This is a genomic window from Streptomyces sp. NPDC059816, from assembly GCF_042732055.1.
GTDB lineage: Bacteria > Actinomycetota > Actinomycetes > Streptomycetales > Streptomycetaceae > Streptomyces.
In genome coordinates, this window is the sequence record NZ_JBHWIQ010000011.1 from 54,475 (window position 1) to 70,374 (window position 15,900).

9 protein-coding genes are annotated in these 15,900 nt (G+C 72.8%); 8 read left to right on the top strand and 1 reads right to left on the bottom strand.

Going from position 1 to position 15,900, the window contains the following annotated elements:
• Positions 1-46: 46 nt before the first annotated feature.
• The 4 genes from ACFV88_RS16530 to ACFV88_RS16545 all read left to right on the top strand — a co-directional run bounded on the left by ACFV88_RS16530 (position 47) and on the right by ACFV88_RS16545 (position 6,292).
• Complete coding sequence (locus ACFV88_RS16530) at positions 47-1,087, top strand: 3-isopropylmalate dehydrogenase (RefSeq protein ID WP_385491375.1); 1,041 nt, start codon at positions 47-49, stop codon at positions 1,085-1,087.
• A 359-nt stretch (positions 1,088-1,446) separates the two neighbouring features.
• Positions 1,447-2,532, top strand: a complete 1,086-nt coding sequence (locus ACFV88_RS16535) for a branched-chain amino acid aminotransferase (protein ID WP_385491378.1) — start codon at positions 1,447-1,449, stop codon at positions 2,530-2,532.
• Positions 2,533-3,192: 660 nt separating this feature from the next.
• Positions 3,193-4,794: a citramalate synthase gene (gene cimA / locus ACFV88_RS16540; protein ID WP_385491381.1), complete on the top strand. Its 1,602-nt coding sequence runs from the start codon at positions 3,193-3,195 to the stop codon at positions 4,792-4,794.
• A gap of 79 nt (positions 4,795-4,873) precedes the next feature.
• Complete coding sequence (locus tag ACFV88_RS16545) at positions 4,874-6,292, top strand: hypothetical protein (protein ID WP_385491384.1); 1,419 nt, start codon at positions 4,874-4,876, stop codon at positions 6,290-6,292.
• Positions 6,293-6,464: 172 nt separating this feature from the next.
• Here ACFV88_RS16545 and ACFV88_RS16550 read toward each other — a convergent pair whose 3' ends face one another.
• Positions 6,465-7,070, bottom strand: a complete 606-nt coding sequence (locus tag ACFV88_RS16550) for a YceI family protein (protein ID WP_385491387.1) — start codon at positions 7,068-7,070, stop codon at positions 6,465-6,467.
• A 313-nt stretch (positions 7,071-7,383) separates the two neighbouring features.
• Between ACFV88_RS16550 and ACFV88_RS16555 the strand changes: the two genes are divergently transcribed.
• The 4 genes from ACFV88_RS16555 (at position 7,384) to ACFV88_RS16570 (ending at position 15,838) form a co-directional block, all read left to right on the top strand.
• A complete protein-coding gene (locus ACFV88_RS16555) occupies positions 7,384-11,292 on the top strand; it encodes an endo-alpha-N-acetylgalactosaminidase family protein (RefSeq protein ID WP_385491390.1) in 3,909 nt (1,302 codons plus the stop codon).
• Between the two features lie 150 nt (positions 11,293-11,442).
• Entirely contained in the window at positions 11,443-13,791 is a 2,349-nt protein-coding gene (locus tag ACFV88_RS16560; protein ID WP_385491392.1) for a polysaccharide lyase 8 family protein, read from the top strand.
• 154 nt (positions 13,792-13,945) lie between these two features.
• Positions 13,946-15,565 (top strand): acyl-CoA carboxylase subunit beta, encoded by a 1,620-nt coding sequence (locus ACFV88_RS16565; protein WP_385491395.1) that lies wholly within the window; start codon positions 13,946-13,948, stop codon positions 15,563-15,565.
• Positions 15,566-15,622: 57 nt separating this feature from the next.
• A complete protein-coding gene (locus ACFV88_RS16570) occupies positions 15,623-15,838 on the top strand; it encodes an acyl-CoA carboxylase subunit epsilon (protein WP_385491398.1) in 216 nt (71 codons plus the stop codon).
• Positions 15,839-15,900: the final 62 nt, after the last annotated feature.

Here is a 15,900-nt window from a genome sequence, read left to right on the forward strand (position 1 = left end):
GTGGACCATCGGTGTCATCCCCTGGGACGGAGAGTAGGGTGCCGCCATGTCTCCCAGCATCAATCTCGCAGTGATTCCCGGTGACGGCATCGGCCAGGAGGTCGTAGCCCAGGGGCTCAAGGTCCTCAGTGCCGTCCTCCCGGAGGACGTGAAGCTGGAGACCAAGGAGTACGACCTCGGCGCCCAGCGCTGGCACCGCACCGGGGAGACGCTCCCCGACGCGGAGTTGGAGGCCCTCAAGGGCCACGACGCGATCCTCCTCGGTGCGATCGGTGACCCCTCCGTGCCCTCCGGGGTGCTGGAGCGAGGACTGCTCCTCAAACTGCGGTTCGCCTTCGACCACTACATCAACCTGCGGCCGTCGAAGCTGTTCCCGAACACCGCGACCCCGCTGGCCGGCCGCCCCGAGATCGACTTCGTCGTCGTCCGGGAGGGCACCGAAGGCCCCTACACCGGCAACGGCGGCTCCCTGCGCACCGGTACGCCCGCCGAGGTCGCCACCGAGGTCAGCCTCAACACCGCCTACGGCGTGGAGCGGGTCGTCCGGGACGCCTTCGAGCGCGCCAACGCCCGCCCCCGCAAGAAGCTGACGCTCGTCCACAAGAACAACGTCCTCGTGTACGCCGGTCACCTCTGGAAGAACACCTTCGACAAGGTGGCCGCCGAGTACCCCGACGTCACCACGGACTACCTGCACGTCGACGCCGCGACCATCTTCTTCGTCACCCAGCCCGAGCGCTTCGACGTGATCGTCACCGACAACCTCTTCGGCGACATCCTCACCGACCTGGCCGCCGCCGTGACCGGCGGGATCGGGCTTGCCGCCTCCGGCAACATCAACCCGACCGGCGCCTTCCCGTCCATGTTCGAGCCGGTGCACGGCTCCGCGCCCGACATCGCGGGCCAGGGCAAGGCCGACCCGACCGCGACGATCCTCTCCGTCGCCCTGCTGCTGCGCCACCTCGGTCACGAGGCCGCGGCCGCCCGGATCGAGGAGGCCGTCTCCGTCGACCTCGCCGAGCGCGACGGCACCCCGCGCACCACCGACGAGATCGGTGACGCGCTCGCCGCACGCGTAGCCGGCTGACCCGGCGCGCCACACGTCCCGGGGCAGGCCCCCGGACACCCGGGGCCCACCCCGGAACGAGAAGCCGCCGGCGCCCACGAGCGTCCGGCGGCTTCTCGTGTGCCGCCTGCCGGTGTCACCCTCAAGACCGGGGCGGGCCCGTGCCGGGCCGGCTCCGCGCGCCTGCCCGGCCCGTCCCCCGGCGGTCTCCCCGTGGCCCCGCCGTGCGCGCGATACTCGAAAGCCAGGGCCGTGCATTCGTCGCGTACCCACCCGTACACGACGAAGCTCGGACGTCCTAGTATCGTCACGCGCGGGCGTGAGCCGTGAGGACAGACGGGACTCGGCCCCTGACCACCTACGGTGAAGGACAACCAGTCATGACGACGCCCACGATCGAGCTGAAGCCCTCCTCGCACCCGTTGCCCGAGGAACAGCGCGAGGCGATCCTGCGCAACCCCGGCTTCGGCCGTCACTTCACCGACCACATGGTCACCGTCAAGTGGTCCGAGGGTCGCGGCTGGCACGATGCCGAGCTGGTGCCGTACGCGCCGATCTCCCTCGACCCGGCGAACATGACCCTGCACTACGCGCAGACCATCTTCGAGGGCCTCAAGGCGTACCGGCGCCCCGACGGCTCCGTCGCCACCTTCCGGCCCGCGGCCAACGCCGACCGGTTCCGCTCCTCCGCGCGGCGGCTCGCGATGCCCGAGGTGCCCGACGACCTGTTCATCGCCGCCTGCGACGCCCTCGTCACCCAGGACAAGGCGTGGGTGCCCGCCCACGGCGAGCAGTCCCTCTACCTGCGGCCCTTCATGTTCGCGACCGAGGTCGGCCTCGGGGTGCGGCCCGCCAACGCGTACCTGTTCGTGGTGATCGCCTCGCCCGCCGGCCCCTACTTCCCCGGGGGCGTCAAGCCCGTCTCCGTCTGGTTGTCCGAGGACTACGTCCGCGCGGTCAAGGGCGGCACCGGGGCGGCCAAGACCGGCGGCAACTACGCGGCCTCGCTGGTGGCCCAGAAGGAGGCCGCCGCCGAGGGCTGCGACCAGGTCGTGTGGCTCGACGCCGTGGAACACCGCTGGGTCGAGGAGATGGGCGGGATGAACCTGTACTTCGTGTACGGGGACCGGATCGTCACGCCCGCGCTGACCGGTTCGCTGCTGCCCGGGATCACCCGGGACTCGCTCCTCACCATCGCACGGGACCTCGGGTACACCGCCGAGGAGGGCCGGATCTCCACGGAGGACTGGGAGCGGGACGCCGCCAGCGGTGCGCTGACCGAGGTGTTCGCCTGCGGGACCGCCGCCGTGATCACTCCGGTCGGGACCGTCAAGTCCCGGCGCGCGGAATGGACCCAGGGCGACGGGGAGCCCGGCGAGGTCACCATGCGCCTGCGCGGGGCGCTGCTCGCCCTCCAGTCCGGTGCCGCGGACGACCCGTACGGGTGGATGCACGACCTCGGCTGAGCCCCCTGCCGTGCGCCCGCCGGACACCGGTGGGCGCGCGGTCAGCCCGGGACGCGGGCTGCGGTGGCCGCTGGTGGGTCCCGTTCGCGCAGTTCCCCGCGCCCCCAGGACCTGGCAGCTCCGGGCACCGCTCGCGGAGCGCCGTCGACCTTGCTGGTCGGGCATCGCCATGCTCCCCTCCGCGTACGCATCTCAGCTCATCGAGGTCACTGACATCTGTGGCCCCGCGGCTGAGAGGAACGGCGCGAGCCCCGCATCGGGCCCCGATAGGGGCGCGGGGAACGGCGCGGGCGACCGATCGCAACCGCACCGCGCAACGGACCGCCCCGACCACGGGGGCAACCACCAGCAACCCGCAGGCGAAACGTCCACTCGGTGAGACCGAACCGCACCGTTCGGAGAACTGTGGCACACTGCCACCCGTGCTTTCGTTGGCCATGATTATCGGCAACAGGCGCGCCGGTCCGCAGGACCGCTGACCCGACACCACCAGGTGATCAGCGGCCCCGTGCCCCAGACCCGCGCGCAGACCTCTCGCACCCGCGAGGGGTCTTTTCGTTTGCCGGACCCCAACCCGACCGGACACGAACAGCACGCGAAGATGGGGGCAAGTGGAGCCAGCAATTCCGGAGCCACGCACCCGACAGGAGTCATCCCACCATGAGCAGTCAGGCCAAAGACGACAGTTTCCACGTCTTCGACACCACGCTGCGCGACGGCGCACAGCGCGAGGGCATCAATCTCACGGTCGCGGACAAGCTGACCATCGCCCGGCACCTGGACGACTTCGGCGTGGGATTCATCGAGGGGGGCTGGCCGGGCGCCAACCCCCGGGACACCGAGTTCTTCGCCCGGGCCCAGCAGGAGATCGACTTCCGCAACGCCCAGCTCGTCGCCTTCGGCGCCACCCGCCGAGCCGGCGGCAAGGCTTCCGAGGACCCACAGGTCCGGGCCCTGCTGGAGTCCGGCGCCCCGGTGATCACCTTGGTCGCGAAGGCCCATGACCGCCATGTGGAACTGGCCCTGCGCACCACCCTGGACGAGAACCTGGAGATGGTCCGGGACACCGTCTCCCACCTGTGCGAGCAGGGCCGCCGGGTGTTCGTCGACTGTGAGCACTTCTTCGACGGCTACCGGGCCAACCCCGACTACGCCAAGGCGGTCGTCCGCACGGCGAGCGAGGCCGGGGCCGACGTGGTCGTCCTGTGCGACACCAACGGGGGCATGCTCCCCGCCCAGATCCACGCGGTGACCGCCACGGTCCTCGCCGACACCGGGGCCCGCTTGGGCATCCACGCGCAGGACGACACGGGCTGCGCGGTCGCCAACACGCTGGCCGCCGTGGACGCGGGCGCCACCCACGTCCAGTGCACCGCCAACGGGTACGGTGAGCGCGTCGGCAACGCCAACCTGTTCCCCGTGGTGGCGGCCCTGGAACTGAAGTACGACCGCCGGGTGCTGCCCGAGGGCAAGTTGCGCGAGATGACGCGCGTCTCGCACGCCATCGCCGAGGTCGTCAACCTCACGCCCTCCACGCACCAGCCGTACGTGGGAGTCTCCGCGTTCGCGCACAAGGCCGGACTCCACGCCTCGGCGATCAAGGTGGACCCCGACCTCTACCAGCACATCGACCCCGAGCAGGTCGGCAACCGCATCCGGATGCTGGTCTCCGACATGGCGGGTCGCGCCTCGATCGAGCTGAAGGGCAAGGAACTCGGCGTCGACCTCGGCGGCGACCGCGAGCTGATCGGCCGGGTCGTCGAGCGGGTCAAGGAACGCGAGCTGCGGGGCTACACCTACGAGGCGGCCGACGCCTCCTTCGAACTGCTGCTGCGCGAGGAGGCCGAGGGCCGGGCCCCCCGCTACTTCCGCACCGAGTCCTGGCGGGCGATCACCGAGGACCGTCCGGACGGCAGCCACGCCAACGAGGCCACCGTGAAGCTGTGGGCCAAGGGCGAGCGGATCGTCGCCACCGCGGAGGGCAACGGCCCGGTCAACGCCCTCGACCGGGCGCTGCGGGTGGCCCTGGAGCGACTGCACCCTGAGCTCGCCACCTTCGAGCTGGTCGACTACAAGGTCCGCATCCTGGAGGGCCGCCACGGGACCCAGTCCACGACCCGGGTCCTGATCTCCACCAGCGACGGCACCACCGAGTGGTCGACGGTCGGGGTCGCGGACAACGTGATCGCCGCCTCCTGGCAGGCGCTGGAGGACGCCTACACGTACGGGTTGCTGCGGGTGGGCGTGGAGCCGACCGAGTAGGCGTCGGGCGGGGCGCGGCCGACCGGTCGCGCCCGCCGCCGACGGGGGCATCGGCGCCGGATCGGGTAGCGTCGAAGGCATGAACGCCGCACCGTCCCGAGGACTCCCGGCGCTCCGGGGTCCGACCCTCGCCCTGCTCACCGCCGTGGTGGCCGTGCTGCTCACGGTCCTGGCCCCGGCCGTCGCACGGGCGGCCCCGCCCGCCGCCCCGGCCCTCTCCGCGGACGCGGTCACCGCCCGGGCCGTGGACACCGACACCGTCGCCGCCGCCCTCCGGGACGGCCCCGTCTACGTCGATCCGGCGGCCTCCGCATTGTTCTCCGGCACGGACGCGGACGCCCTCGCGAAGAAGATCACGGATGCCGACAAGCCGCTGTTCGTCGCGGTGCTCCCCGCCGGCTACCCGACGAAGGACCTGTTCACCGATCTGCGGACCGCGACCGGGATCACCGGGGTGTACGCGGTCCGGCTCGGTGACCGGTTCGACGCCCGGGCCGACAGCTCCGTGATGTCGCCGGCCGCGGTGGGCAACCTGGTCCGCAGCGTGGAGGGCGACGGCGCGGCGACGGCCCAGCTCAACGACTTCGTGGACCGGGCGCTCCCCACGGCCCGGGGCTCCGCACCCGCTTCCTGGAACGCCGACGGAACCGGCCGCGGGACGTCCTTCCCGGTGGGTGCGCTGGTGGCGGCGGGGACGATCGTGGCCCTCGGCGGGGCGGGCGCGTACGCGGTGTCCCGCCGCAGGAAGCGCCACCACGAGGAGGCGCAGCGGGCCGCCCTCGACAAGCTGCGGGTCGTGGTGGACGAGGACATCACCGCCTTCGGCGAGGAGCTCGAACGGCTCGACTTCCACCCCGCCGAGGCGGGCGCCGACGACGCGATGCGCGGGGACTACGAGCAGGCACTGGACTCCTACGAGCGGGCGAAGTCGCTGATGGTCGCGGCCCGCCGGCCCGAGGAGGTGCGGCCGGTCACCGAGGCGCTCGCGGACGGACGTTTCGCGCTGGCCCTGCTCGCCGCGCGCCGGGCCGGTGAACCGCTCCCCGAGCGGCGGGCCCCCTGCTTCTTCGACCCCCGGCACGGGCCGTCCGTGGCGGACGCCCGCTGGTCGCCCCCGTCGGGCGCCGAGCGCGAGGTGCCGGTGTGCGCGGCGGACGGGGCCCGGTTGCGGGACGGCGTCGATCCGCTGGTCCGCGAGGTCGACACGGAGGGTGGCCGCCGGCCCTACTACGAGGCGGGACCGGCGTACGGGCCCTGGGCGGGTGGGTACTTCGGCGGCGGGCTGCTGCCCGGCCTGCTGGTGGGCACGATGCTCGGCACCATGATGGCCGGCCCGGCGTACGCAGCGGACTACGGTTCCGGCTACGGGGACTTCGGCGCCGGTGCCGGGTACGACGGCGGGGACGTGTCCGGGGCGGAGTTCGACCCCGGGGACTTCGGCGGTGGCGGTGACGGCGGCGACTTCGGCGGGGGAGGGGACTTCGGCGGCGGGTTCTGACCCCGCACGCCCCACGCCACGCCCGCACACCCCGCGCGCCCACACACACCCGCCCCGCACGAACGAGCGCCCGCCCTCTCGCTCGGGGGAAGCGGAAGGCGGGCGCGCTCGAAGGGACCCTAAGGGTCCGCGGGCACCGGGGCCCGGGGCCGGAGACGGTGCTCCGGCGGGCTCAGCCGGCGTTCTTGATGGCGGAGATGTCGAAGTTCAGCTTGACCTTGTCGGAGACGAGCACGCCACCGGTCTCCAGCGCGGCGTTCCAGGTGAGGCCCCACTCGGAGCGCAGCAGCTCGGCGCGGCCCTCGAAGCCGACGCGCTCGTTGCCGAACGGGTCGGTGGCGGCGCCGTTGAACTCCAGGTCGATGCTGATCGGCCGGGTGGTGCCCAGCAGGGAGAGGTCACCGGTGATGCGGAAGTCCTCGCCGCCGAGGTGCTCGGTGCTGGTGGACCGGAAGGTCATCGTGGGGAACTCGTCGATCCGGAAGAAGTCGGCGCTCTTGAGGTGGCCGTCGCGGTCGGCGTTGCCGGTGTCGATGCTGGCCATCTGGATGTCCAGGGCGGCGGTCGAGTTGCCGGGGTTGTGGCCGTCCAGGTCCAGCGTGCCGCTGACGTCCTGGAAGCCGCCCTTGACGTTGGTGACCATGGCGTGGCGGGCCACGAAGCCGATGGTGCTGTGGGCGGGGTCGAGGGTGTAGGTGCCGGTCAGCGGGGCCAGGTGGGGCGCGGTGGCGACGGCGGTGGGGGCGGCGGACTCGTTCTTGCGGCCGAAGAGACCCATGGTGTGCTCCTGGGGGGTGGGGAGGGGACCGCCTCTCGGTCGCCCTTTGGTTGAACCTTCAACGAGAATGACTCTAGGGGTATTCCGTTCAAATTTCAACTGCAAGCGTTACGGGTTCGCCCGGTGACCTTCGGTGACGACGTGCGGGGTGGTCGACCCTGCCCCGCCCCCGTCGTCCGGGGCCCCGCCCGGACCGCCCGGGCGGCCGTTGCCGGGGCCGACTTGGACTAAAGGAAGGCGGTTCTTGGACTGCCGCCGCCCCGGCGGGTGCCGCCCGTTGACCCGGTGGTGGCGCCCCCGCTACCCAGTCCCCATGTCCCGAAGAATCCGTACGGCGTGTGCGCTGGTCGCCGCCTCATCCGCCGTCTTCGCCCTGGCCGGCCCCGTCGCCGCCGCCCAGCCGGAGGCGGCGACGGCCGTCACCGCCGCTGACCCGGTCAGCGGTCCGACCCTCCGCTCCGCGCAGCTCACCGTCACCGTGGCCGAGGACTTCCCACGGGTCCTCGCGTACACCGACCGGGCCACCGGAGCCCGACTGCTCGGCTCCACGGCCGAGATCACCGAGGTCACCCTCAACGGCAAGGCGCAGCCCGTACGGCTCAAGTCCGCACCGGACCTCAGCCGCAGCAGGGCCGCGTACACCCTCGCCTTCCCGCAGACGCCCGGCGTCGAGATCGACGCCTCGCTCACGGTGACCGGTCGCACCGTCACCTTCAGGGTGACCGCCGTCCGCGACACCGAGGCGTTCCGCGTCGGCACCATCGACATCCCCGGCCACGACCTGGTCTCCGTGGGCAGCGGCGACGGCGGCGCCCGGACCGCCTTCACCCGCCTCGACCCGGACTCCACCCGCACCGCCGACGTCTTCGCCGAGGTCACCGCCGACACCTCGGCCGACGCGAGCCCGCGCGGCGCCGCCTACGCCCTCGTCAACACGGGCCGCCTCGCCGCCGCCGTCGAGTCCAACTCCACGTACGACAAGCCCTCCGGCGCCACCGCCGGGGACGACGCCCGCTTCTGGCACCAGGCGCGCAAGGCCGCCGACGGCTCCACCCGGGTCGGCGTCTGGTCCGGCCAGTGGACCCACCGCGGCGAGGGCGCGCCGAAGGCCGCCCGCGGCGACCAACTGCCCTGGGCCAAGGTCGTCGTCACGCCCGACGCCAACGGGGACCGCGCGGTCGACTGGCAGGACGCCGCCGTCGCGTTCCGCTCCATCGGCGTCAAGGCGCCGGGCGCCGAGCAGACGCCCGACCGGGTCGTCACCCACATCCCGTTCAACTTCGCCAGCCAGGCCACGCACCCCTTCCTGCGCACCCTGGACGACGTCAAGCGGATCTCGCTGGCCACCGACGGCCTCGGCCAGCTCGCGATGCTGAAGGGCTACGCGTCCGAGGGCCACGACTCCGCGCACCCCGACTACGGCGGGGACGTCAACAAGCGCGCCGGCGGCCTCACCGACCTCAACAAGCTGCTGGCGAAGGGCGAGCGGTGGGGTGCCACCTTCGGCGTCCACGTCAATGCGACCGAGGCGTACCCCGAGGCGAAGAACTTCGACGAGACGCTGGTCGACAAGACGAAGCCGGGCTGGAACTGGCTCAACCAGAGCTACTACATCGACCAGCGCCGCGATGTGAACAGCGGTGACCTCGCCCGCCGGTTCAAGGAGCTGCGGGACGAGACCCACCCCAACCTGTCGCAGCTGTACGTGGACGTCTACTACTCGCACGGCTGGATCGCCGAGCAGACCGCCCGGGCCATCCGCGACCAGGGCTGGCACCTGTCCACCGAGTGGGCCGACAAGTTCGAACGGCAGTCCCTGTGGTCGCACTGGGCCAATGACCTCAACTACGGCGGGGTCACCAACAAGGGCCTCAACTCGAAGATCATCCGGTTCATCCGCAACAGCGAGAAGGACGTCTGGAACGACGACCCCGTCCTCGGCCAGACCATCCTGGAGGACTTCGAGGGCTGGACCGGCGAGAACGACTGGGACGACTTCTACGCCGCGATCTGGGAGCGGGACCTGCCCGCCAAGTACCTCCAGCAGGAGCAGATCCAGCGCTGGAACGGCAACGACATCACCTTCACGGGCGGGGTGCGCGCCGCCGTCGAGAGCGGCACCCGCACCTACTACGACCAGGGCCGCAAGGTGCTGTCCGGCGACACCTACCTGCTGCCGTGGGAGGGCGCCGCACCCGGCAGGGCCGGCAAGACCGGCAAGGGCGAAAGCCGCAAGCTGTACCACTTCAACAAGGCGGGCGGCACCACGACCTGGGAGGTCCCCGGCTCCTCGTACACCGTCCACGAGCTGACCGACAACGGCCGGGTCAAGACCGGCACCGTCCGCGCCCGGAACGGGAAGATCACCCTGACCGCCGAGGCCGGACGGCCCTACGTGCTGTACGCGCAGGGGCGCGCCCCCAAGGCCACCGACCCCGCCTGGGGCGAGGGCGGCCCGGTCCGGGACCCCGGCTTCAACGACGCCCGACTCGACGACTGGCGCACCACCGGCCAGGTCGCCCGGGACACCGACGCCAACGGCCGCAACAGCGCCGCCCTCACCGGCGAGGGCCGGGCCGCCGTCGAACAGCGGCTCACCGGGCTCACCCCGGGCCAGCGCTACACCGCCTCCGCCTGGCTGGAGGTCGCACCCGGCCAGGAGCGCCGCACCACGCTGAGCGCCGGGGGAGCGTCCGTGTCCGTCGACCGTTCCACGCTGCGCAACACCGTCGCCGCGAGCGACTGGCACAGCACGTACATGCAGCGCGCCAAGGTCACGTTCACCGCGCCCCGCACCGGCCGGGCCACCCTGCGCGTCGAGGCGGCGGCGGGCTCCGACGCCACGGTCCGCGTCGATGACGTGCGTCTGGTCGCGGCCACCGGCAAGGCCCCCGCGGCCCCCGCCACCACGCTCGTCCAGGAGGACTTCGAGAACGTCGACCAGGGCTGGGGCCCCTTCGCCAAGGGCGCCGCGGGCGGGGTCACCGACCCGCGCACCCACCTCGCCCAGAAGAACGCCCCGTACACCCAGTCCGGCTGGAACGGCAAGCTGATCGACGACGTCCTCGACGGCGAGGAGTCGCTGAAGACCCACGAGGGCAACAAGGGCGGCATCGTCTACCGCACCACCCCGGCTACCGTTCCGCTGGAGCCCGGCCGGGCCTACCGGGTCGACTTCGCCTACCAGTCGAGCCACGCCGACTCCTTCGAGTGGGTGACCGGCTACGACCAGATCGCCAGCGGCGCCGCCCAGACCGTGGAGACCCGCAGCACCGCCGTGCCCGAACAGCGCACCACCGGCCGCTTCACCGAGAACGTGGTCGCCGGCTGCGGTGACACCTGGGTGGGGCTACGGATGCGTCAGGACGCCGACGACAACGCGGACTTCGTGCTGGACGACTTCCGCGTCACCGACCTCGGCCCGAGCACCGAGCGGCCCGCCTGCGCACAGCTGAAGCTCGCGGGGCAGTCCCCGACCCTGGAGCCCGGCGCCGCGAACGAGGTCACCGCCACCTTCACCAGCTTCGAGCGGACCGACGCCCGTGAGCTGAGCGTCGCCCTGGAACTGCCCGAGGGCTGGCGCGCCGAGCCGGTCGGGCCGAGCACCGCCACTCCGGTCGCGCCCGGCACCAAGGCCACCACCACCTGGCGGGTGACCCCGCCGATCGACGCCCCCTACCGCTCCTACCGGCTCGCGGCCAAGGCCACGTACGTCCTCGACGGCGAGCGGCGGACCCTCGACGCCGAGACGACGGTGCGCACCCTGCCGCCGCCCCCGACCGCCGACGCCTGGGCCAGCGACCTGGACTGGACCGACAGCAGCAACGGGTGGGGACCGGTGGAACGGGACCTCTCCAACGGCGAGACGGGCACCGGCGACGGCTCCCCGCTGAAGATCGGCGGCGTCGGCTACACCAAGGGGCTCGGCACCCACGCCGCGTCCACGGTCCGCTACTTCCTCGGCGGCCAGTGCACCGCCTTCACGGCCGAGGTCGGCGTCGACGACGTGCAGAGCAGCCGCGGCAGCGTCCAGTTCAGCGTGCTCGCGGACGGCGCCCAGAAGGTCAAGTCGCCGGTGCTGAAGGCCAGCGACCCGGCCTGGTCCCTCACCGCGGACGTGACCGGCGCCCGCTACGTCGACCTGGTGGTCGGCGACGGCGGCGACGGGGTCGGCAACGACCACGCCGACTGGGGCGACGCCCGGTTCCGCTGCACCGGCTGAACCACCGCACCCCCGGCCGGCGCCCACCCCGCGCCGGCCGCCCCCCCCGGACCCCGCCGGGAGCCACCGCTCCCGGCGGGGTCCGCCCGTGTGCCCGTCACCACGGGTGGATTCCGAGCCGACCGGCCCCGGCCCGGGTACCAGGGCGGTATGACCCCCACCCGACGGACCGTGCTGCTCGCCGCAGCCGCGAGCACCGTCCCGTACCGTCCGAGCACCCCCGCAGCCCAAGACGCCGGCGCACCGTTCACCGCCCTGCGCCGCCGCTGGCTGGACCTCGCGCTGGGCACCGGCTACGACCCGGCGGCCGAACCGTACGCCGCCCGACTGCGCGCGCTCGGCGACCGGGCGGAGCACTGGCGCGCGACGATGGCCCCGACCCGTACCGCGCTCTGGCCCGACCAGCCCTTCGCCCGTCCCGCCGGCATCACCCGCAGCTACACCCGGCTGTGGACGATGACCCGGGCGCACGTCCAAGCCGGCACCGGCCGCACCGACGACCCGACCCTGCTGGCCGCCGTGCTCCGCGGCCTCGACCACCTCTCCGCCACCGTCTACCACCCGGGCACCGAACCCCACGGCAACTGGTGGGAGTGGCAGATCGGTTGCCCCCGCCCGCTGATGGACACCGCCCTCGCCCTCGGCGACCGCCTCACCGCCCAGCAGCGCACCGCGGCCTGCGCGGCCGTGGACCACTTCGTGCCCGACACCGCCCTCGGCGCGTACACCGGCACCTCCACCGGGGCCAACCGCGTCGACCAGTGCCGCTCGGTTGCCCTGCGCGGAGTCCTCGGCCGCGACGGCGACCGCCTGGCCCTCGCCCGCGACGCGCTCTCCCCGGTGTTCCCGCACGTCATCGAGGGCGACGGCCTGCACGCCGACGGCTCGTTCCTCCAACACACCTCCGTCCCGTACACCGGCACCTACGGCCAGGTGATGCTGGACGGGCTCGCCCGACTCCTCGCCCTGCTCGACGGATCGCCCTGGGAGGTGACCGACCCGGCCCGGCGCAACGTCGCCGACGGCGTGGAGCGGGCGTTCGCCCCGCTGCTCCTCGACGGACTGATGATGGACGTCGTCAACGGCCGGGCCATCAGCCGCGGGCTGCTCCGCTCCGACGACGGCGTCCCGCGCGGCGACCACTACCACGGGCACGCCGTCATCGCCGCGATCGCCCTGCTCGCACAGTCCCCGGGCGGGGCCGCCCACGGGATCACCCCCGCCCGACGGGAGGAGTGGAACGCCCGGATCAAGGGCTGGATCGCCCGGGACACCGTCCTTCCCCTGCTCACCTCCCCGCAGTTCGACCCGGCCGACCTGGCCCGGCTGCACCGGGTCGCCGCCCGCCCGGTGCGCGCGGCCCCCGAACCGGTCGGCCACACCCTGTTCCCCGCGATGGACCGCGCGGTCCACCGCCGTCCCGCGTTCACCGCGGCGCTCGCCATGACGTCGAGCCGCACCTCCCACTACGAGTGCGGGGCCGGCGAGAACCCGCGCGGCTGGCACACGGCCGCCGGCCTCCTCCAGTGGTGGCCCGCCGACCGCCCGACGGACCAGTACGGCGACTGGTACTGGCCCACGGTCGACTGGTACCGACTGCCCGGCACCACGGTCTCCACCCGACGCCTCCCCGACCGGGCCGGCGGCGAATGGGGCGCCCCGCGACCGCCCGCCCGCTGGGTGGGCGGCACCACGGACGGGACGTACGCGGCCGTCGGGCAGGACCTGCACGGCCTCGGCTCGACCCTGCGGGCCAAGAAGTCGTGGTTCTTCCTCGCCGACACCGTGGTGTGCCTGGGCGCGGGGATCACCGCCACCGACGGCGTGCCCGTGGAGACGGTCGTCGACCAGCGCAACCTCGGCGCGGCCGGCACCGCGCGACTGCGCACCGACCCCGGACCCCGCCCCCGCTGGGCCCACCTGGAAGGGCACGGCGGCTGGGTGCTGGCCGGCGGCCCGGCCCTGCGGACCCTGCGCGAGGAACGCACCGGGAGCTGGTCCGACATCAACACCGACGGGGCACCCGAGCGCCGCACCCGGCACTGGCAGACCCTGTGGCTGGACCACGGGACCGACCCCACCGCAGGGGAGTACGCCTACGCCGTGCTGCCCGGGGCCCCGCTCCCGGCCGTCGTCGCCCGGGCCGCCGACCCCGGCTGGCTGTCGGTCCCCGCCAACGACGCTGACCGCCAGGCCGTGGCGGTCCACCCGCTCGGGGTCCTCGCGGTGAACTTCTGGCGGGCCGGCACGGCCGGGGACCTCACGGTCTCGGCGCCGGCCAGCGTCCTGGTACGGCTGCGTGGCCGCACCGCCACGCTGTGTGTGAGTGAACCACCGCGCACCGGGCGCCCCCTGGACCTCGTCTGGGACCGTCCGGTGGGCCGCACGCTCGCCCGGGACCCGGGCGTCGAGGTCCTGGCGACCGGACGTCGACTACGGTTGCGGATCACCCCCGGCACCGTCTGCGCGACCCACCGGTGTGAGGTGACCCTGCCCTGAGCGGTTTGTGGAGACCCCACAACCCCCCGACCCCCCTGGCAGGAGGTTCGCGACGGTGTCCGCACCGATCTGTTCGGGGGTACCAGGAAAACGGGCCGGAGACTGTACGGAGTCGACGGGCCGTTTTGCTCGGTCGACTTCGTATGGTCGCTACATGACCGTTTTGGACGAGACTGGCTCCCCTGGCTCATCGGACGCCTCGGGACTCACGGGGGACGAGCCCACCGACGCGCGCGGCCGGGTGGCCGAGCTCCACGCGATCCGGGAGCTGGCGCTGCGGGGGCCCAGCGAGAAGGCGACCGAGGCCCAGCACGCCAAGGGCAAGCTGACGTCCCGCGAGCGCATCGAGCTGCTGCTCGACGCCGGGTCGTTCCAGGAGGTCGAGCAGCTCCGTCGGCACCGGGCCACCGGCTTCGGCCTGGAGGCCAAGCGGCCCTACACGGACGGCGTGGTCACCGGCTGGGGGACGGTGGAGGGCCGCACGGTCTTCGTCTACGCCCACGACTTCCGGATCTTCGGCGGTGCGCTGGGCGAGGCCCACGCCACCAAGATCCACAAGATCATGGACATGGCCATCGCGGCCGGCGCGCCCCTGGTGTCCCTGAACGACGGCGCCGGCGCCCGCATCCAGGAGGGCGTCTCCGCCCTCGCCGGTTACGGCGGGATCTTCCAGCGCAACACCCGCGCCTCCGGAGTCATCCCCCAGATCAGCGTGATGCTCGGCCCCTGCGCGGGCGGCGCGGCCTACAGCCCCGCCCTGACCGACTTCGTCTTCATGGTCCGCGAGACCTCGCAGATGTTCATCACCGGCCCCGACGTCGTCAAGGCCGTCACCGGTGAGGAGATCACCCAGAACGGACTCGGCGGCGCCGACGTCCACGCCGAGACCTCCGGCGTCGCGCACTTCGCGTACGACGACGAGGAGACCTGCATCGCCGAGGTCCGCTACCTGCTGTCGCTGCTCCCGCAGAACAACCGCGAGAACCCGCCGCGGACGGTCGCCGAGGACCCCGCCGAGCGCCGCTCCGACGTCCTGCTCGACCTGGTGCCCGCCGACGGCAACCGCCCCTACGACATGGCCAAGGTCATCGAGGAGCTGGTCGACGACGGCGACTACCTGGAGGTCCACGAGCGCTGGGCGCGCAACATCATCTGCGCCCTGGCCCGACTGGACGGCCAGGTCGTCGGGATCGTCGCCAACCAGCCGCAGACCCTCGCCGGGGTCCTGGACATCGAAGCGTCCGAAAAAGCTGCGCGCTTCGTCCAGATGTGTGACGCTTTCAATATTCCGATCGTGACCCTGCTGGACGTTCCGGGATTCCTCCCGGGGGTCGACCAGGAACACGGCGGGATCATCCGGCACGGCGCCAAACTGCTGTACGCGTACTGCAACGCCACCGTGCCGAGGATCTCGCTGATCCTGCGCAAGGCGTACGGAGGTGCGTACATCGTCATGGACTCGCAGTCCATCGGCGCGGACCTCACCTTCGCCTGGCCCACCAACGAGATCGCGGTCATGGGCGCCGACGGGGCCGCCAACGTGATCTTCCGCCGCCAGATCGCCGGTGCCCCCGACCCGGACGCCATGCGCACCCGCATGGTCAAGGAGTACAAGTCCGAGTTGATGCACCCGTACTACGCCGCCGAGCGCGGGCTCGTGGACGACGTCATCGACCCCGCCGAGACCCGTGAGGTGCTGATCCGCTCGCTCGCGATGCTGAGCTCCAAGCACGCGGACCTGCCCTCGCGCAAGCACGGCAACCCTCCGCAGTAGGGGGCGGCGCCGCCGCGCCCCCCTACCCCACACCCTCACCCACACGGAGTAGCACCCATGACGACCATCGCCTCCGCGACCGAGCCCGGTCTGCTGCGCGTCGAGAAGGGCCACGCCGAACCCGAGGAGGTGGCCGCCCTCACCGCGATCCTGCTGGCGCGCGCCGCTGCCGGGACCGCGGAGCCCGCCACCGCCACGCCCGTGGCCAAGCCCGGCTGGCGTCGGCTGGAGCGCCAGTACGGGTTCCGCGCGCCGCACAGCTGGCAGGTCTGAGCCACCGGTCACGCTTCGCGCCGTCGGCCCGCACCCGACCCCCCCGGGGGGGCGCCCGCGGG

Bases quoted from the DNA above. Each gene is read 5' to 3' on its own strand.
- ACFV88_RS16570 (WP_385491398.1), top strand. From the start codon at position 15,623: ATGACGACCATCGCCTCCGCGACCGAGCCCGGTCTGCTGCGCGTCGAG.
- ACFV88_RS16555 (WP_385491390.1), top strand. From the start codon at position 7,384: ATGTCCCGAAGAATCCGTACGGCGTGTGCGCTGGTCGCCGCCTCATCC.
- ACFV88_RS16535 (WP_385491378.1), top strand. From the start codon at position 1,447: ATGACGACGCCCACGATCGAGCTGAAGCCCTCCTCGCACCCGTTGCCC.
- ACFV88_RS16550 (WP_385491387.1), bottom strand. From the start codon at position 7,070: ATGGGTCTCTTCGGCCGCAAGAACGAGTCCGCCGCCCCCACCGCCGTC.
- cimA (WP_385491381.1), top strand. From the start codon at position 3,193: ATGAGCAGTCAGGCCAAAGACGACAGTTTCCACGTCTTCGACACCACG.
- ACFV88_RS16560 (WP_385491392.1), top strand. From the start codon at position 11,443: ATGACCCCCACCCGACGGACCGTGCTGCTCGCCGCAGCCGCGAGCACC.
- ACFV88_RS16565 (WP_385491395.1), top strand. From the start codon at position 13,946: ATGACCGTTTTGGACGAGACTGGCTCCCCTGGCTCATCGGACGCCTCG.
- ACFV88_RS16530 (WP_385491375.1), top strand. From the start codon at position 47: ATGTCTCCCAGCATCAATCTCGCAGTGATTCCCGGTGACGGCATCGGC.
- ACFV88_RS16545 (WP_385491384.1), top strand. From the start codon at position 4,874: ATGAACGCCGCACCGTCCCGAGGACTCCCGGCGCTCCGGGGTCCGACC.